The sequence below is a fragment of the Streptomyces sp. NPDC024687 genome (assembly GCF_055559055.1).
This window is the reverse complement of record NZ_JBVHLJ010000009.1, coordinates 101363-117860: the sequence shown is the minus strand read 5'-3', so window position 1 is coordinate 117860 and position 16498 is coordinate 101363. Positions and strand designations below refer to the sequence as shown.

Annotated in this window: 30 protein-coding genes; all 30 read left to right on the top strand. The window is 65.8% G+C overall.

What is annotated here, in order from left to right:
* The first annotated feature begins 211 nt into the window (after positions 1 to 211).
* Entirely contained in the window at positions 212 to 520 is a 309-nt protein-coding gene (rpsJ, locus tag ACZ39I_RS31340; protein WP_003948644.1) for a 30S ribosomal protein S10, read from the top strand.
* Positions 521 to 537: 17 nt separating this feature from the next.
* Entirely contained in the window at positions 538 to 1182 is a 645-nt protein-coding gene (gene rplC / locus ACZ39I_RS31335) for a 50S ribosomal protein L3 (RefSeq protein WP_020135811.1), read from the top strand.
* A 5-nt stretch (positions 1183 to 1187) separates the two neighbouring features.
* Positions 1188 to 1844, top strand: a complete 657-nt coding sequence (gene rplD / locus ACZ39I_RS31330) for a 50S ribosomal protein L4 (protein WP_057607914.1) — start codon at positions 1188 to 1190, stop codon at positions 1842 to 1844.
* Complete coding sequence (rplW, locus tag ACZ39I_RS31325; protein ID WP_352389238.1) at positions 1844 to 2263, top strand: 50S ribosomal protein L23; 420 nt, start codon at positions 1844 to 1846, stop codon at positions 2261 to 2263. Before rplD ends, rplW begins: the two co-directional genes overlap by 1 nt.
* A 38-nt stretch (positions 2264 to 2301) precedes the next feature.
* On the top strand, positions 2302 to 3138 hold the full coding sequence (rplB, locus tag ACZ39I_RS31320; protein WP_007384068.1) for a 50S ribosomal protein L2: 837 nt from the start codon (positions 2302 to 2304) through the stop codon (positions 3136 to 3138).
* A gap of 12 nt (positions 3139 to 3150) precedes the next feature.
* Positions 3151 to 3432 carry a 30S ribosomal protein S19 gene (gene rpsS, locus ACZ39I_RS31315; RefSeq protein ID WP_057607913.1) on the top strand — a complete coding sequence of 94 codons (282 nt, stop codon included), beginning with the start codon at positions 3151 to 3153 and terminating at the stop codon, positions 3430 to 3432.
* Positions 3433 to 3476: 44 nt separating this feature from the next.
* Positions 3477 to 3824 (top strand): 50S ribosomal protein L22, encoded by a 348-nt coding sequence (gene rplV / locus ACZ39I_RS31310; RefSeq protein ID WP_006604878.1) that lies wholly within the window; start codon positions 3477 to 3479, stop codon positions 3822 to 3824.
* Positions 3824 to 4657, top strand: coding sequence for a 30S ribosomal protein S3 (gene rpsC / locus ACZ39I_RS31305; RefSeq protein WP_352389237.1), 834 nt, complete (start codon positions 3824 to 3826; stop codon positions 4655 to 4657). Before rplV ends, rpsC begins: the two co-directional genes overlap by 1 nt.
* A gap of 5 nt (positions 4658 to 4662) precedes the next feature.
* Positions 4663 to 5082: a 50S ribosomal protein L16 gene (rplP, locus tag ACZ39I_RS31300; protein ID WP_006140905.1), complete on the top strand. Its 420-nt coding sequence runs from the start codon at positions 4663 to 4665 to the stop codon at positions 5080 to 5082.
* Positions 5082 to 5306 carry a 50S ribosomal protein L29 gene (gene rpmC / locus ACZ39I_RS31295; protein WP_005481220.1) on the top strand — a complete coding sequence of 75 codons (225 nt, stop codon included), beginning with the start codon at positions 5082 to 5084 and terminating at the stop codon, positions 5304 to 5306. The genes rplP and rpmC overlap by 1 nt, the downstream gene beginning before the upstream one ends.
* Positions 5306 to 5593, top strand: a complete 288-nt coding sequence (gene rpsQ, locus ACZ39I_RS31290) for a 30S ribosomal protein S17 (RefSeq protein WP_007384073.1) — start codon at positions 5306 to 5308, stop codon at positions 5591 to 5593. The genes rpmC and rpsQ overlap by 1 nt, the downstream gene beginning before the upstream one ends.
* A gap of 97 nt (positions 5594 to 5690) precedes the next feature.
* On the top strand, positions 5691 to 6059 hold the full coding sequence (gene rplN / locus ACZ39I_RS31285; RefSeq protein WP_003998823.1) for a 50S ribosomal protein L14: 369 nt from the start codon (positions 5691 to 5693) through the stop codon (positions 6057 to 6059).
* Between the two features lie 2 nt (positions 6060 to 6061).
* Complete coding sequence (rplX, locus tag ACZ39I_RS31280; protein ID WP_467248251.1) at positions 6062 to 6385, top strand: 50S ribosomal protein L24; 324 nt, start codon at positions 6062 to 6064, stop codon at positions 6383 to 6385.
* Complete coding sequence (gene rplE, locus ACZ39I_RS31275; RefSeq protein ID WP_007384074.1) at positions 6385 to 6942, top strand: 50S ribosomal protein L5; 558 nt, start codon at positions 6385 to 6387, stop codon at positions 6940 to 6942. Before rplX ends, rplE begins: the two co-directional genes overlap by 1 nt.
* Positions 6943 to 6947: 5 nt before the next feature.
* Complete coding sequence (locus ACZ39I_RS31270; protein ID WP_003948630.1) at positions 6948 to 7133, top strand: type Z 30S ribosomal protein S14; 186 nt, start codon at positions 6948 to 6950, stop codon at positions 7131 to 7133.
* A 210-nt stretch (positions 7134 to 7343) separates the two neighbouring features.
* Positions 7344 to 7742: a 30S ribosomal protein S8 gene (gene rpsH, locus ACZ39I_RS31265; protein WP_007384075.1), complete on the top strand. Its 399-nt coding sequence runs from the start codon at positions 7344 to 7346 to the stop codon at positions 7740 to 7742.
* A gap of 25 nt (positions 7743 to 7767) precedes the next feature.
* A complete protein-coding gene (rplF, locus tag ACZ39I_RS31260; protein ID WP_352389236.1) occupies positions 7768 to 8307 on the top strand; it encodes a 50S ribosomal protein L6 in 540 nt (179 codons plus the stop codon).
* 3 nt (positions 8308 to 8310) lie between these two features.
* Positions 8311 to 8694 (top strand): 50S ribosomal protein L18, encoded by a 384-nt coding sequence (rplR, locus tag ACZ39I_RS31255; RefSeq protein ID WP_352389235.1) that lies wholly within the window; start codon positions 8311 to 8313, stop codon positions 8692 to 8694.
* Between the two features lie 38 nt (positions 8695 to 8732).
* Positions 8733 to 9341, top strand: coding sequence for a 30S ribosomal protein S5 (rpsE, locus tag ACZ39I_RS31250; RefSeq protein WP_005481208.1), 609 nt, complete (start codon positions 8733 to 8735; stop codon positions 9339 to 9341).
* On the top strand, positions 9341 to 9523 hold the full coding sequence (gene rpmD, locus ACZ39I_RS31245; protein WP_005481207.1) for a 50S ribosomal protein L30: 183 nt from the start codon (positions 9341 to 9343) through the stop codon (positions 9521 to 9523). Before rpsE ends, rpmD begins: the two co-directional genes overlap by 1 nt.
* 2 nt (positions 9524 to 9525) lie before the next feature.
* Positions 9526 to 9981, top strand: coding sequence for a 50S ribosomal protein L15 (gene rplO / locus ACZ39I_RS31240; RefSeq protein WP_007384079.1), 456 nt, complete (start codon positions 9526 to 9528; stop codon positions 9979 to 9981).
* Positions 9982 to 10156: 175 nt separating this feature from the next.
* Positions 10157 to 11470 carry a preprotein translocase subunit SecY gene (secY, locus tag ACZ39I_RS31235; protein WP_467248244.1) on the top strand — a complete coding sequence of 438 codons (1314 nt, stop codon included), beginning with the start codon at positions 10157 to 10159 and terminating at the stop codon, positions 11468 to 11470.
* Positions 11470 to 12132, top strand: coding sequence for an adenylate kinase (locus ACZ39I_RS31230; RefSeq protein WP_057607909.1), 663 nt, complete (start codon positions 11470 to 11472; stop codon positions 12130 to 12132). Before secY ends, ACZ39I_RS31230 begins: the two co-directional genes overlap by 1 nt.
* A 148-nt stretch (positions 12133 to 12280) precedes the next feature.
* Positions 12281 to 13117, top strand: coding sequence for a type I methionyl aminopeptidase (map, locus tag ACZ39I_RS31225; protein ID WP_467248242.1), 837 nt, complete (start codon positions 12281 to 12283; stop codon positions 13115 to 13117).
* Positions 13118 to 13270: 153 nt separating this feature from the next.
* A complete protein-coding gene (gene infA, locus ACZ39I_RS31220; protein ID WP_003948620.1) occupies positions 13271 to 13492 on the top strand; it encodes a translation initiation factor IF-1 in 222 nt (73 codons plus the stop codon).
* Positions 13493 to 13551: 59 nt separating this feature from the next.
* Complete coding sequence (gene rpmJ, locus ACZ39I_RS31215) at positions 13552 to 13665, top strand: 50S ribosomal protein L36 (RefSeq protein WP_003998809.1); 114 nt, start codon at positions 13552 to 13554, stop codon at positions 13663 to 13665.
* 185 nt (positions 13666 to 13850) lie between these two features.
* Positions 13851 to 14231 (top strand): 30S ribosomal protein S13, encoded by a 381-nt coding sequence (gene rpsM, locus ACZ39I_RS31210; protein ID WP_352389232.1) that lies wholly within the window; start codon positions 13851 to 13853, stop codon positions 14229 to 14231.
* 70 nt (positions 14232 to 14301) lie between these two features.
* Complete coding sequence (gene rpsK / locus ACZ39I_RS31205; RefSeq protein ID WP_003956432.1) at positions 14302 to 14706, top strand: 30S ribosomal protein S11; 405 nt, start codon at positions 14302 to 14304, stop codon at positions 14704 to 14706.
* Positions 14707 to 14865: 159 nt separating this feature from the next.
* Positions 14866 to 15888, top strand: coding sequence for a DNA-directed RNA polymerase subunit alpha (locus ACZ39I_RS31200; protein ID WP_003966937.1), 1023 nt, complete (start codon positions 14866 to 14868; stop codon positions 15886 to 15888).
* A gap of 84 nt (positions 15889 to 15972) precedes the next feature.
* Positions 15973 to 16470: a 50S ribosomal protein L17 gene (rplQ, locus tag ACZ39I_RS31195; RefSeq protein ID WP_467248237.1), complete on the top strand. Its 498-nt coding sequence runs from the start codon at positions 15973 to 15975 to the stop codon at positions 16468 to 16470.
* Positions 16471 to 16498 lie beyond the last annotated feature (28 nt).

Sequence of the window (16498 nt, the reverse complement as noted above, 5' to 3'; positions counted from 1 at the left end):
GGCAGCGCTGGGGCGGACGTACGGGAATCTTTCGGGAAGTGTCAGTGCGGCGCCGACCAGGCACCCGGTGAACTTCTTTCTCAGGCAAAAGATGTTCGGACAAGGGACATCTGTGTCAGTGAGAGTGCGACACACCCGACCGCGTGGGTCGGAGAAGGTCAAGGGAACACCGGGTTCCAGAGCTGTAGAGAGACAGGACTAACGAGTAGCCATGGCGGGACAGAAGATCCGCATCCGGCTCAAGGCCTACGACCACGAGGTCATCGACAGCTCGGCGAAGAAGATCGTCGAGACGGTGACGCGTACTGGTGCGTCGGTCGCGGGCCCGGTGCCGCTGCCCACTGAGAAGAACGTGTACTGCGTCATCAAGTCGCCGCACAAGTACAAGGACTCGCGCGAGCACTTCGAGATGCGCACGCACAAGCGTCTGATCGACATCCTCGACCCGACCCCCAAGACCGTTGACTCCCTGATGCGACTCGACCTCCCGGCCGGTGTCGACATCGAGATCAAGCTCTGAGGCCGGTGATCTGAACGATGGCTAAGCAGATCAAGGGCATCCTGGGCGAGAAGCTCGGCATGACGCAGGTGTGGGACGAGAACAACCGTGTTGTTCCGGTCACCGTCGTCAAGGCCGGCCCCAATGTCGTGACCCAGGTCCGTACGAACGATGTCGACGGCTACGAGTCCGTCCAGATCGCGTTCGGCGAGATCGACCCGCGCAAGGTGAACAAGCCCCTCAAGGGCCACTTCGCCAAGGCCGACGTCACTCCCCGCCGCCACCTCGTCGAGATCCGTACCGCTGACGCCAGCGAGTACACCCTCGGCCAGGAGATCACCGCTGAGGTGTTCGAGGCCGGCATCAAGGTCGACGTGACCGGCAAGAGCAAGGGCAAGGGCTTCGCCGGTGTCATGAAGCGTCACAACTTCAAGGGCCTCGGCGCCGGTCACGGCACCCAGCGCAAGCACCGCTCTCCCGGTTCCATCGGTGGCTGCGCCACCCCGGGCCGCGTGTTCAAGGGCCTCCGCATGGCGGGTCGTATGGGCAACGAGCGGGTCACCACCCAGAACCTGACCGTTCACGCCGTTGACGCGGAGAAGGGCCTGCTGCTCATCAAGGGCGCGGTTCCTGGTCCGAACGGCGGCCTCGTCCTGGTCCGCACCGCGGCCAAGGGGGCCTGAGGACTATGAGCACCATTGACATTCTGTCGCCCTCCGGCGACACCGCCGGGACCGTAGAGCTCCCGGCCGAGATCTTCGACGTCGAGAAGATCAGCATCCCGCTGCTTCACCAGGTCGTCGTCGCGCAGCTGGCCGCCGCCCGTCAGGGCACGCACAAGGTCAAGCGTCGTGGCGAGGTCCGTGGTGGCGGCAAGAAGCCCTACCGCCAGAAGGGCACCGGCCGCGCCCGTCAGGGTTCGACCCGTGCTCCGCAGTTCGCCGGCGGTGGCGTCGTCCACGGCCCCACGCCGCGTGACTACTCGCAGCGGACCCCGAAGAAGATGAAGGCCGCGGCCCTGCGCCACGCCCTCACCGACCGGGCCCGCAACAACCGCATCCACGTCGTCTCCGGCGTCATCGAGGGCGAGTCGCCTTCGACGAAGGCCGCGAAGACGCTCTTCGGCAAGATCAGCGAGCGCAAGAACCTGCTGCTCGTGATCGACCGTGCCGACGAGGCCGCGTGGCTGTCCGCCCGCAACCTGCCCCAGGTGCACATCCTGGAGCCGGGCCAGCTGAACACGTACGACGTTCTCGTCTCGGACGACGTGGTCTTCACCCAGGCCGCTTTCGAGTCCTTCGTGTCTGGCCCCAAGGCCGCTGACACCGAAGGGAGCGAAGCCTGATGGCTACGCGTCACCCGAGCATCGCCTCGAAGGCCGCCAAGGCCAAGAAGGTCGCGCGCGTCGCCAAGGCGCGTCGCCACGAGGCCGAGGGCAAGAACACCGTCGTCACTCCGGCGAGCAAGGCCTTCACGGACCACCGTGACGTCCTGCTGAAGCCGGTCGTGTCCGAGAAGAGCTACGCGCTTCTCGACGAGGGCAAGTACACGTTCATCGTGGCCCCCGGCGCCAACAAGACCCAGATCAAGCAGGCCGTCCAGGCGGTCTTCTCGGTCAAGGTCACCGGGGTGAACACGATCAACCGCCAGGGCAAGCGCAAGCGGACCCGCACCGGCTTCGGCAAGCGTGCCGACAGCAAGCGCGCGATCGTGACCCTTGCCGAGGGCGACCGTATCGACATCTTCGGCGGTCCGTCCGCGTAAGCGGGTCGGATCGTCCGATATCGGACGAGGACTGAGAAATGGGAATCCGCAAGTACAAGCCGACTACGCCGGGCCGTCGTGGCTCCAGCGTCGCCGACTTCGTCGAGGTCACGCGGTCCACGCCGGAGAAGTCGCTGGTCCGCCCGCTGCACAGCAAGGGCGGCCGTAACAACGCCGGTCGTGTGACCGTTCGCCACCAGGGTGGCGGACACAAGCGCGCCTACCGAGTGATCGACTTCCGTCGTCACGACAAGGACGGCGTGCCGGCGAAGGTCGCGCACATCGAGTACGACCCCAACCGCACCGCACGCATCGCGCTGCTGCACTACGCGGACGGCGAGAAGCGCTACATCCTCGCCCCGCGCAACCTGCAGCAGGGTGACCGCGTCGAGAACGGTCCCGGGGCCGACATCAAGCCGGGCAACAACCTGGCGCTCCGCAACATCCCGGTCGGTACCACGATCCACGCGATCGAGCTCCGTCCGGGTGGCGGCGCCAAGTTCGCCCGCTCCGCCGGTGCCTCCGTGCAGCTGCTGGCGAAGGAGGGCACGATGGCCCACCTTCGTATGCCCTCCGGTGAGATCCGCCTGGTCGACCAGCGCTGCCGCGCCACGGTCGGCGAGGTCGGCAACGCCGAGCAGAGCAACATCAACTGGGGTAAGGCCGGCCGCAAGCGCTGGCTGGGCGTCCGCCCGACCGTTCGCGGTGTGGCGATGAACCCGGTTGACCACCCCCACGGTGGTGGTGAGGGCAAGACCTCCGGTGGTCGCCACCCGGTCAGCCCCTGGGGTCAGAAGGAGGGTCGTACTCGTTCGCCGAAGAAGGCTTCGAACAAGTACATCGTCCGCCGCCGCAAGACGAACAAGAAGCGCTAGGAGCGGGTTTAGATGCCGCGTAGTCTCAAGAAGGGGCCCTTCGTCGACGACCACCTGATCAAGAAGGTGGACGCCCAGAACGAAGCCGGTTCCAAGAACGTCATCAAGACCTGGTCCCGTCGCTCGATGATCGTGCCGGCCATGCTCGGCCACACGCTCGCGGTGCACAACGGCAAGACCCACATCCCGGTGTTCGTCACCGAGTCGATGGTCGGCCACAAGCTCGGCGAGTTCTCGCCGACGCGCACCTTCCGGGGTCACGTCAAGGACGACCGGAAGTCGAAGCGCCGCTAAACGCGGATCGCATTCAGACACGTAAGTAACTGAGAGGGACAACCATGGAAGCCAGGGCCCAGGCGCGGTACATCCGCGTTACGCCCATGAAGGCCCGCCGCGTGGTGGACCTTATCCGTGGCATGGACGCCACGGAGGCTCAGGCGGTCCTGCGATTCGCTCCGCAGGCCGCCTCCGTGCCCGTCGGCAAGGTGCTCGACAGCGCCATCGCCAACGCCGCACACAACTACGACCACACCGACGCCGGCAGCCTCGTCATCTCCGAGGCGTACGTCGACGAGGGTCCGACCCTGAAGCGGTTCCGGCCGCGCGCCCAGGGCCGTGCCTACCGGATCCGCAAGCGGACCAGCCACATCACCGTGGTCGTCAGCAGCAAGGAAGGAACCCGGTAATGGGCCAGAAGGTTAACCCGCATGGGTTCCGGCTCGGCATCACCACGGACTTCAAGTCCCGTTGGTACGCCGACAAGCTGTACAAGGACTACGTCAAGGAAGACGTCGCCATCCGTCGGATGATGACGTCCGGCATGGAGCGCGCCGGTATCTCGAAGGTGGAGATCGAGCGCACCCGTGACCGTGTGCGTGTGGACATCCACACCGCTCGTCCGGGCATCGTCATCGGCCGCCGTGGCGCCGAGGCCGACCGCATCCGCGGTGACCTCGAGAAGCTCACGGGCAAGCAGGTCCAGCTGAACATCCTCGAGGTCAAGAACCCCGAGACCGACGCTCAGCTGGTTGCCCAGGCCGTCGCCGAGCAGCTCTCCTCCCGCGTCTCCTTCCGCCGCGCCATGCGTAAGAGCATGCAGTCGGCGATGAAGGCCGGCGCCAAGGGCATCAAGATCCAGTGCGGTGGCCGCCTCGGCGGCGCCGAGATGTCCCGCTCGGAGTTCTACCGCGAGGGCCGCGTGCCCCTGCACACGCTCCGCGCGAACGTGGACTACGGCTTCTTCGAGGCCAAGACGACCTTCGGCCGCATCGGTGTGAAGGTCTGGATCTACAAGGGCGATGTCAAGAACATCGCCGAGGTCCGCGCCGAGAACGCTGCTGCCCGCGCCGGCAACCGCCCGGCCCGTGGCGGCGGCGGCGCCGACCGCCCGGCCCGTGGTGGCCGTGGTGGCGAGCGCGGCGGTCGCGGTCGTAAGCCGCAGACGGCTCCCGCTGCCGAGGCCCCCAAGGCCGAGGCTCCGGCTGCCGCTCCGGCTGAGAGCACCGGAACGGAGGCCTGACCGACATGCTGATCCCCCGTAGGGTCAAGCACCGCAAGCAGCACCACCCGAAGCGCCGTGGTCAGGCCAAGGGCGGTACGACGGTTTCGTTCGGCGAGTACGGCATTCAGGCCCTCACGCCGGCGTACGTGACCAACCGTCAGATCGAGGCGGCCCGTATCGCCATGACCCGCCACATCAAGCGTGGCGGCAAGGTCTGGATCAACATCTACCCGGACCGCCCGCTCACGAAGAAGCCTGCCGAGACCCGCATGGGTTCCGGTAAGGGTTCGCCGGAGTGGTGGATCGCGAACGTGCACCCGGGCCGGGTCATGTTCGAGCTGTCCTACCCCAACGAGAAGATCGCCCGTGAGGCCCTGACTCGCGCAGCCCACAAGCTGCCGATGAAGTGCCGGATCGTCAAGCGCGAGGCAGGTGAAGCGTGATGTCGGCCGGTACCAAGGCGTCCGAGCTGCGCGAACTGGGTGACGAGGAGCTTCTCAACAAGCTCCGCGAAGCCAAGGAAGAGCTGTTCAACCTCCGCTTCCAGGCGGCGACGGGTCAGCTCGAGAACCACGGTCGGCTCAAGGCCGTCCGTAAGGACATCGCGCGGATCTACACCCTGATGCGTGAGCGCGAGCTGGGCATCGAGACGGTGGAGAGCGCCTGATGAGTGAGAGCAACGTGACTGAGCAGACTGCAGAGGCCCGCGGCTTCCGCAAGACCCGTGAGGGTCTCGTCGTCAGCGACAAGATGGACAAGACTGTCGTCGTCGCCGTCGAGGACCGCGTCAAGCACGCGCTGTACGGCAAGGTCATCCGCCGTACCAACAAGCTCAAGGCGCACGACGAGCAGAACGCTGCCGGCGTCGGCGACCGGGTCCTCCTCGCGGAGACCCGCCCGCTGTCGGCGACCAAGCGCTGGCGCGTCGTCGAGATCCTCGAGAAGGCCAAGTAATTCCTGCGGGGATCATCCCGCAGGACAGTTCCGCCAGGCTCCGGGAGCCGCTCGCTGAGCGGCTCCCGGGGAACCGGCAGACAAACAGGAGATAGACGTGATCCAGCAGGAGTCGCGACTGCGTGTCGCCGACAACACTGGTGCGAAGGAAATCCTTTGCATCCGTGTGCTCGGTGGCTCCGGTCGCCGCTACGCGGGCATCGGTGACGTCATCGTCGCCACCGTCAAGGACGCGATCCCCGGTGGCAACGTGAAGAAGGGTGACGTCGTCAAGGCGGTCATCGTTCGCACCGTCAAGGAGCGCCGCCGTCCGGACGGCTCGTACATCCGCTTCGACGAGAACGCCGCCGTCATTCTGAAGAACGACGGCGACCCTCGCGGCACCCGTATCTTCGGCCCCGTCGGCCGTGAGCTGCGCGAGAAGAAGTTCATGAAGATCATCTCGCTCGCGCCGGAGGTGCTGTAAGCATGAAGATCAAGAAGGGCGACCTGGTCCAGGTCATCACCGGTAAGGACAAGGGCAAGCAGGGCAAGGTCATCGCGGCCTTCCCCCGCGAGAACCGTGTCCTGGTCGAGGGTGTCAACCGGGTCAAGAAGCACACCAAGGCCGGCCCGACCGCTCGCGGTTCGCAGGCCGGTGGCATCGTCACGACCGAGGCGCCGGTCCACGTCTCCAACGTCCAGCTGGTCGTTGAGAAGGACGGCAACAAGGTCGTCACACGTGTCGGTTACCGCTTCGACGACGAGGGCAACAAGATCCGCGTTGCCAAGCGGACGGGTGAGGACATCTGATGGCTACCACCACGACTCCGCGTCTCAAGACGAAGTACCGCGAGGAGATCGCGGGCAAGCTGCGTGACGAGTTCAAGTACGAGAACGTCATGCAGATCCCCGGCCTCGTCAAGATCGTGGTCAACATGGGTGTGGGCGACGCCGCCCGCGACTCCAAGCTGATCGACGGCGCGATTCGCGACCTCACCACGATCACCGGTCAGAAGCCGGCCGTCACCAAGGCCCGTAAGTCCATCGCGCAGTTCAAGCTGCGTGAGGGCCAGCCGATCGGTGCCCACGTCACACTTCGTGGCGACCGCATGTGGGAGTTCCTGGACCGCACCCTGTCGCTCGCGCTGCCGCGCATCCGCGACTTCCGTGGTCTGTCCCCCAAGCAGTTCGACGGCCGTGGCAACTACACCTTCGGTCTCACGGAGCAGGTCATGTTCCACGAGATCGACCAGGACAAGATCGACCGTACCCGGGGCATGGACATCACCGTGGTCACCACGGCGACCAACGACGCTGAGGGCCGCGCGCTCCTTCGTCACCTCGGCTTCCCGTTCAAGGAGGCGTGAGCGAGATGGCGAAGAAGGCTCTGATTGCCAAGGCTGCTCGCAAGCCCAAGTTCGGTGTGCGTGGCTACACCCGCTGCCAGCGCTGCGGCCGTCCGCACTCCGTGTACCGCAAGTTCGGCCTGTGCCGCGTGTGCCTTCGTGAGATGGCTCACCGTGGCGAGCTGCCGGGCGTGACCAAGAGCTCCTGGTAGTCCCGTACTTCGGGACTGCAGGAACTCTCGGTAAGTAAAGGGCAGTGTCAGGTGCCCACCCCTTCATGGCTTAGGCTAGGAGGGTTGGGCGCCTGGACGCCCATACGACTTACTACGCCGTAGGTCCACCGCACCGCACCCGCCTCGTCTCGGATCGAGGAGAGGGATGGGCACCTGGAAACCCCGGCGAGAGAGGCCGAAGGCCAATTCATGACCATGACTGATCCGATCGCAGACATGCTTACGCGTCTGCGGAACGCGAACTCGGCGTACCACGACTCCGTGACGATGCCGGCGTCCAAGATCAAGTCTCACATCGCGGAGATCCTCCAGCAGGAGGGCTTCATCACGGGCTGGAAGGTCGAGGACGCCGAGGTTGGCAAGAACCTCGTTCTCGAGCTGAAGTTCGGCCCGAACCGTGAGCGCTCCATTGCGGGCATCAAGCGGATCTCCAAGCCCGGTCTCCGGGTTTACGCGAAGTCCACCAACCTGCCGAAGGTGCTGGGCGGCCTGGGCGTGGCGATCATCTCCACGTCGCACGGGCTCCTCACCGACAAGCAGGCCGGCAAGAAGGGCGTAGGCGGAGAAGTTCTCGCCTACGTCTGGTAGCGGAAAGGAATCGGAGGAAACAGCTATGTCGCGTATTGGCAAGCTCCCCATCACGGTTCCCGCCGGCGTGGACGTCACCATCGACGGCCAGACGGTCTCGGTCAAGGGCCCCAAGGGCGAGTTGACCCACACCGTCGTGGCGCCGATCGAGATCGCCAAGGGTGAGGACGGCGTTCTGAACGTCACCCGCCCCAACGACGAGCGTCAGAGCAAGGCCCTGCACGGCCTGTCCCGCACGCTGGTGGCGAACATGATCACCGGCGTGACCCAGGGTTACGTGAAGAAGCTCGAGATCAGCGGTGTCGGTTACCGCGTTCAGGCCAAGGGATCGAACCTCGAGTTCGCTCTGGGCTACAGCCACCCGATCACCGTCGAGGCCCCCGAGGGCATCACCTTCAAGGTGGAGGCCCCCACCCGGTTCTCGGTCGAGGGCATCGACAAGCAGAAGGTCGGCGAGGTTGCGGCCAACATCCGCAAGCTGCGCAAGCCTGACCCGTACAAGGCCAAGGGTGTCAAGTACGAGGGCGAAGTCATCCGCCGCAAGGTCGGAAAGGCGGGTAAGTAAGCCATGGCATACGGACAGAAGATCCTGAAGGGCGACGCCTACAAGCGCGCCGCGATCAAGCGCCGTCACATCCGGATCCGCAAGCGGCTCTCCGGTACGGCGGAGCGTCCCCGTCTGGTCGTTACCCGCTCCAACCGCCACATCGTGGCCCAGGTGATCGACGACATCAAGGGTCACACCCTGGCGTCGGCGTCCACCCTGGACACCACGGTCCGCGGTGGCGAGGGCGACAAGTCTGCGCAGGCCAAGCAGGTCGGCGCCCTGGTCGCCGAGCGCGCGAAGGCGGCCGGTGTCGAAGCTGTCGTGTTCGACCGTGGTGGCAACCAGTACGCCGGGCGCATCGCCGCCCTGGCGGACGCCGCCCGCGAAGCCGGGCTCAAGTTCTGAGCCGCTTCCGTAGCTAGCGGAAAGAGAGAGGTAATCCAATGGCTGGACCCCAGCGCCGTGGAAGCGGTGCCGGTGGCGGCGAGCGGCGGGACCGGAAGGGCCGTGACGGCGGCGCTGCTGCCGCCGAGAAGACCGCGTACGTTGAGCGCGTTGTCGCGATCAACCGCGTCGCCAAGGTTGTGAAGGGTGGTCGTCGCTTCAGCTTCACCGCGCTGGTCGTGGTGGGCGACGGTGACGGCACCGTGGGTGTCGGTTACGGCAAGGCCAAGGAGGTGCCGGCCGCCATCGCCAAGGGTGTTGAGGAGGCCAAGAAGCACTTCTTCAAGGTCCCCCGTATCCAGGGCACCATCCCGCACCCGATCACGGGTGAGAAGGCGGCGGGCGTCGTCCTGCTCAAGCCGGCGTCCCCCGGTACCGGCGTTATCGCCGGTGGCCCGGTGCGTGCCGTGCTCGAGTGCGCCGGCGTTCACGACATCCTGTCGAAGTCGCTCGGTTCGTCGAACGCGATCAACATCGTGCACGCCACCGTGGCGGCCCTGAAGGGCCTGCAGCGTCCCGAGGAGATCGCGGCTCGCCGCGGTCTGCCCCTCGAGGACGTCGCTCCCGCGGCTCTGCTGCGTGCGCGTGCCGGGGCTGGTGCTGCGTAATGGCTCAGCTCAAGATCACGCAGACGAAGTCGTACATCGGCAGCAAGCAGAACCACCGTGACACCCTGCGTTCCCTTGGTCTCAAGGGCATCAACACGCAGGTCGTCAAGGAGGATCGTCCCGAGTTCCGCGGCATGGTGCACACCGTCCGCCACCTCGTGACGGTCGAGGAGGTCGACTGATCATGGCGGAGAACAACCCGCTCAAGATCCACAACCTCCGTCCCGCCCCGGGCGCCAAGACCGCCAAGACCCGTGTGGGTCGTGGTGAGGCGTCGAAGGGTAAGACGGCCGGTCGTGGTACCAAGGGTACGAAGGCCCGTTACCAGGTTCCGGAGCGCTTCGAGGGTGGCCAGATGCCCCTCCACATGCGTCTTCCGAAGCTGAAGGGCTTCAAGAACCCGTTCAAGACCGAGTTCCAGGTCGTGAACCTCGACAAGCTGGGCGCGCTGTACCCCGAGGGTGGCGAGGTCACCGTCGAGGACCTCGTGGCCAAGGGTGCCGTTCGCAAGAACAGCCTCGTCAAGGTCCTCGGCCAGGGCGAGATCTCCGTGGCGCTGCAGGTGACGGTGGACGCCGTCTCCGGTTCCGCCAAGGAGAAGATCACCGCCGCCGGCGGCACGGTCACCGAGCTCGTCTGAGCACGATGACCTGAAGCAGTACCCACCGGGGATACCTCACAACGAGGTATCCCCGGTTGGTCGTTCCACGGCAGGCGGCGGCCCGGGTAAGGTGGCCTGCACTGCTTTCTCTCATATTCGTGAACCTCAAGACCGTCACCCTTGACGCAGTAGCGCGGGGGTCGCAGGAGGCACCGTGCTCACCGCGTTCGCCCGGGCGTTCAAGACGCCCGACCTGCGCAAGAAGCTGCTCTTCACGCTCGCCATCATCGTGGTGTACCGCGTGGGTACCCACGTCCCGATCCCGGGCGTCGACTACAAGTCCGTCCAGGAGTGTGTGGACCAGGCGTCCGGCAACCAGGGACTCTTCGGTCTGGTCAACATGTTCAGCGGTGGCGCGCTGCTGCAGATCACGATCTTCGCGCTCGGCATCATGCCGTACATCACGGCGAGCATCATTCTGCAACTGCTCACCGTGGTCATCCCACGCCTGGAAGCCCTCAAGAAGGAGGGCCAGGCCGGTACGGCGAAGATCACGCAGTACACCCGTTACCTCACGGTGGCGCTCGCCATCCTGCAGGGCACGGGCCTGGTGGCCACCGCCCGCAGCGGCGCCCTCTTCTCCGGCTGCACCGTCGCGTCGAGCATCGTCCCGGACCGGGCGATCTTCACCACGATCGTCATGGTCATCACGATGACCGCCGGTACGGCCGTCGTCATGTGGCTCGGTGAGCTCATCACCGACCGCGGCATCGGCAACGGCATGTCGATCCTGATGTTCATCTCGATCGCCGCCACCTTCCCGTCCGCGCTCTGGGCCATCAAGAAGCAGGGCACCCTGGCCGGCGGCTGGATCGAGTTCGGCACCGTCATCGCGGTCGGCCTGGTCATGGTCGGTCTGGTGGTCTTCGTCGAGCAGGCCCAGCGCCGCATTCCGGTGCAGTACGCGAAGCGCATGATCGGCCGCCGTTCCTACGGCGGTACGTCGACGTACATCCCGCTGAAGGTCAACCAGGCCGGTGTGATTCCCGTCATCTTCGCCTCGTCGCTGCTGTACATCCCGGCGTTGGTGGCGCAGTTCTCGAGTGGTACGTCGAGCTGGAAGACCTGGATCGAGGCCAACCTCACCAAGGGCGACCACCCGATCTACATCAGCATGTACTTCTTGCTCATCGTTTTCTTCGCGTTCTTCTACGTGGCGATCTCCTTCAACCCCGAGGAAGTCGCCGACAACATGAAGAAGTATGGTGGCTTCATCCCGGGCATCCGGGCTGGCCGACCGACCGCTGAGTACCTGTCGTACGTACTCAACCGGATCACCTGGCCGGGTTCGCTGTACTTGGGTCTGATCGCACTCGTACCGACGATGGCGTTGGTTGGCTTCGGGGCAAGCCAGAACTTCCCGTTCGGTGGGACAAGCATCCTGATCATCGTGGGTGTGGGTCTCGAGACGGTGAAGCAGATCGAGAGCCAGCTCCAGCAGCGCAATTACGAAGGGTTCCTCCGCTGATGCGTATCGTCCTCGTCGGGCCGCCGGGCGCCGGTAAGGGAACGCAGGCCGCGTTCCTCGCCCAGAACCTGTCGATCCCGCACATCTCCACGGGCGACCTGTTCCGCGCCAACATCAGCCGGCAGACGGACCTCGGCAAACTCGCGAAGTCCTACATGGACGCGGGCAACCTGGTTCCGGACGAGGTCACCATCGGCATGGCCAAGGACCGCATGGAGCAGCCGGACGCCGAGAACGGCTTCCTGCTCGACGGCTTCCCGCGGAACGTCTCGCAGGCCGAGTCGCTCGACGAGATGCTGCAGCACGAGGGCATGAAGCTGGACGCGGTGCTGGACCTCGAAGTACCCGAGGAGGAGGTCGTCAAGCGCATCGCCGGCCGCCGCATCTGCCGCAACGACTCGGCGCACGTCTTCCACGTGTCGTACAAGGCGCCGAAGCAGGACGGCGTCTGTGACGTCTGCGGCGGCGAGCTGTACCAGCGTGACGACGACTCCGAGGAGACGGTCCGCAAGCGCCTGGAGGTCTACCACACCCAGACCGAGCCGATCATCGACTACTACAAGGCCCAGGGCCTGGTGGTCACGATCTCGGCGCTCGGCAAGGTGGAGGACGTCACCGGCCGTGCCATGGAGGCGCTCCAGCACGAGGGCGACGCCGCGTAAGCGGTCTTCCCCAGCGGTTTTTCGCGTACGACAGCCGCGGTTCCCTTCCCAGGGGGCCGCGGCTGCTGTGTGGGTGCACGTATCGTTGAAGACGCCTTGTCGAAGGCGCTCCCCGCAGGTTTCCCGGTTTCAGAAAGGCTTCCGCCGCATGGTGCAGATCAAGACCCCCGAGCAGATCGCCAAGATGCGCGAGGCGGGGCTGGTCGTCGCCGCCATTCACGCGGCGACCCGAGAGGCCGCGGTGCCCGGGGCCACGACCAGGGATCTCGACCAGGTCGCGCGCAAGGTCCTCGCGGAGCACGACGCCAAGCCGAACTTCCTCGGTTACGGCGGCTTCCCGGCGACGATCTGCACCTCCGTGAACGAGGTCGTCGTCCACGGCATCCCGTCCGACGAGGTCGTCCTCAAGGACGGCGACATCATCTCCATCGACTGCGGCGCGATCATCGACGGCTGGCACGGGGACGCGGCCTACACGGCCTTCGTGGGCTCGGGCCACGCCCCGGAGCTCCTGGAGCTCTCGCGGGTGACCGAGGAGTCCATGTGGGCCGGCATCGCGGCGATGAAGCAGGGCAACCGGCTCGTCGACGTCTCCCGGGCCATCGAGACGTACATCCGCCGCCAGCCGAAGCCGGGCGGCGGCCGTTACGGGATCATCGAGGACTACGGCGGCCACGGCATCGGCACCGAGATGCACATGGACCCGCACCTGCTGAACTACGTCGACCGGCGCCGGGGCAAGGGGCCGAAGCTGGTCACCGGGTTCTGCCTGGCCATCGAGCCGATGGTGTCCCTGGGCACACCGAAGACGGAGGTCCTGTCGGACGACTGGACGGTCATCACGACGGACGGCACGTGGTCCTCCCACTGGGAGCACTCGGTGGCGCTGACGGACGAGGGACCGCTGGTCCTGACGGCTCCCGACGGGGGCAGGGCGAAGCTGGCGGAGCACGGCGTCACGGCCGCTACCGACCCGCTCGCTTAACGATCTCCGTTCCGGGGCATCCTTCCTCGATTCGTGTTTCGGAGTGGCCTGACGTAGACTGACTCGTCGGCTCTCGTGCACCCGCATGTCCGCATGCGCCCTTCAGGGAAATGCAGGAGAACCGATCAAGGTAGTCGATTCGAAGGGCGAAGCGTGGCCAAGAAGCAAGGTGCCATCGAGATCGAGGGCACTGTCGTCGAGTCTCTTCCGAACGCCATGTTCAAGGTCGAGCTCCAGAACGGCCACCAGGTCCTGGCTCACATCAGCGGCAAGATGCGTATGCACTACATCCGTATCCTCCCTGACGACCGGGTCGTGGTGGAGTTGTCTCCGTACGACCTGACACGTGGCCGGATCGTCTACCGGTACAAGTAGATCTTGCCCGCATCCCGCTGCGGCGGGGTGGTGGCACTGACCCGGAGAACCTCAATCCCATGAAGGTCAAGCCGAGCGTCAAGAAGATCTGCGACAAGTGCAGGGTGATCCGCCGTCACGGTCGGGTCATGGTCATTTGCGAGAACCCGCGCCACAAGCAGCGCCAGGGCTGACGCACGACCGACCCTCTGCTCTCGCAGAGTTTCGCGCGACGCAAGCTGAATTGTTCATACGCAGGACCCAGACGTCTTTCGTCTGACACCCCCGGTTCGGAGGCCGGGGACCCAGTTCGTACCTAGTACGGCGGCTGGGAACCGGTCCTGCGGAAGACCTCCGAAGATCACCAGGAGCCATTGAAGTGGCACGCGTTTCCGGTGTTGACATCCCGCGCGAAAAGCGCGTGGAGGTCGCCCTGACCTATGTGTTCGGCATCGGCCGGACCCTTTCGCAGAAGACGCTGGCCGAGACCGGCGTCAACCCGAACACCCGCGTTCGCGACCTCTCCGAGGAGGAGCTCGTCGCGATTCGTGAGTACGTGGACAACAACCTCAAGACCGAGGGTGACCTTCGTCGCGAGGTCCAGGCCGACATCCGCCGCAAGGTCGAGATCGGCTGCTACCAGGGTCTGCGCCACCGCCGTGGACTGCCCGTCCGTGGTCAGCGCACCAGCACGAACGCTCGTACCCGCAAGGGCCCGCGTCGCGCCATCGCCGGCAAGAAGAAGCCGGGCAAGAAGTAGTCCTCAGCGGACAACGCTTCATCAGCGGTCTTCGCTGTAGGACCGACCACCTCCCCGTAGGAGTTTGTAGATGCCCCCCAAGGGTCGTCAGGGCGCTGCCAAGAAGGTGCGCCGCAAGGAAAAGAAGAACGTCGCTCATGGGCACGCCCACATCAAGAGCACGTTCAACAACACCATCGTCTCGATCACGGACCCCTCGGGCAACGTGATCTCCTGGGCCTCCGCCGGCCACGTCGGCTTCAAGGGCTCGCGCAAGTCCACCCCCTTCGCCGCGCAGATGGCCGCCGAGTCGGCCGCCCGCCGCGCGCAGGAGCACGGCATGCGCAAGGTTGACGTGTTCGTCAAGGGTCCCGGCTCCGGCCGCGAGACCGCGATCCGCTCCCTCCAGGCCACCGGCCTCGAGGTCGGCTCGATCCAGGACGTCACGCCGACCCCGCACAACGGCTGCCGTCCGCCGAAGCGTCGCCGCGTCTGACGCGTCGGCCCGGGGCAGCTGGGCTGTCTTGAGGTTGCGGGCGGTACGGCTCTTCGGGGCGGTGCCGCCCGTACCCTTGCAGTACCCCGCGCTTTCGCCGGTGCGGGTCCGTCGGGCGTCAAATAGCGGGCGTCCACGAAAGAAGGATCTGATCCACACATGCTGATCGCTCAGCGTCCGTCACTGACCGAAGAGGTCGTCGACGAATTCCGCTCCCGGTTCGTCATCGAGCCGCTGGAGCCGGGCTTCGGCTACACCCTCGGCAACTCCCTCCGCCGCACCCTCCTGTCGTCGATCCCCGGTGCCGCTGTCACCAGCATCCGCATCGACGGCGTCCTGCACGAGTTCACCACCGTGCCCGGCGTCAAGGAGGACGTCACCGACCTGATCCTCAACATCAAGCAGCTGGTCGTCTCCTCGGAGCACGACGAGCCGGTCGTGATGTACCTGCGCAAGCAGGGCCCGGGTCTGGTCACCGCCGCCGACATCGCGCCCCCGGCCGGTGTCGAGGTGCACAACCCCGACCTCGTCCTCGCCACGCTCAACGGCAAGGGCAAGCTGGAGATGGAGCTCACGGTCGAGCGCGGCCGCGGTTACGTCTCCGCCGTGCAGAACAAGCAGGTGGGCCAGGAGATCGGCCGTATCCCGGTCGACTCCATCTACAGCCCCGTGCTGAAGGTCACGTACAAGGTCGAGGCGACCCGTGTCGAGCAGCGCACCGACTTCGACAAGCTGATCGTCGACGTCGAGACCAAGCAGGCCATGCGTCCCCGTGACGCCATGGCGTCGGCCGGTAAGACCCTGGTCGAGCTGTTCGGTCTCGCCCGCGAGCTGAACATCGACGCCGAGGGCATCGACATGGGCCCGTCCCCCACGGACGCCGCCCTTGCCGCTGATCTCGCCCTGCCGATCGAGGAGCTCGAGCTCACCGTTCGGTCGTACAACTGCCTCAAGCGTGAGGGCATCCACTCCGTGGGTGAGCTCGTGGCGCGTTCCGAGGCCGACCTCCTGGACATCCGCAACTTCGGTGCGAAGTCCATCGACGAGGTCAAGGCGAAGCTGGCCGGCATGGGCCTGGCCCTGAAGGACAGCCCGCCCGGATTCGACCCGACCGCCGCTGCCGACGCCTTCGGCGCCGACGACGACGCGGACGCGGGTTTCGTGGAGACCGAGCAGTACTGATCGGTTGTTGCCGGTGAGCATCCGCTCGCCGGGTTCCTGACCCCGGTACCTGATACGGCCGGGGCAGATACCAAGGAGAAACACATGCCGAAGCCCACCAAGGGTGCCCGTCTGGGCGGCAGCGCCGCGCACGAGAAGCTGCTCCTCGCGAACCTCGCGAAGAGCCTCTTCGAGCACGGCCGTATCACCACCACCGAGGCGAAGGCGCGCAAGCTGCGTCCGTACGCCGAGCGTCTGATCACCAAGGGCAAGAAGGGCGACCTTCACAACCGCCGTCAGGTGCTTCAGGTGATCACGGACAAGAGCGTCGTCCACACGCTCTTCACCGAGATCGGCCCGCGCTACGAGAACCGTCCCGGTGGTTACACCCGCATCACCAAGATCGGTAACCGCCGTGGCGACAACGCGCCCATGGCTGTCATCGAGCTGGTCGAGGCGCTGACGGTCGCGCAGCAGGCGACGGGTGAGGCCGAGGCCGCCACCCAGCGTGCCGCCAAGGACGCCGAGGCTGCTCCGGCTGCCGAGGAGACCAAGGTCGACACCACCAAGGCCGACGAGGCCGAGGAGTCCAAGGACGCCTGACGCTTCCGCGTCGTGACGGGCCCGCCCC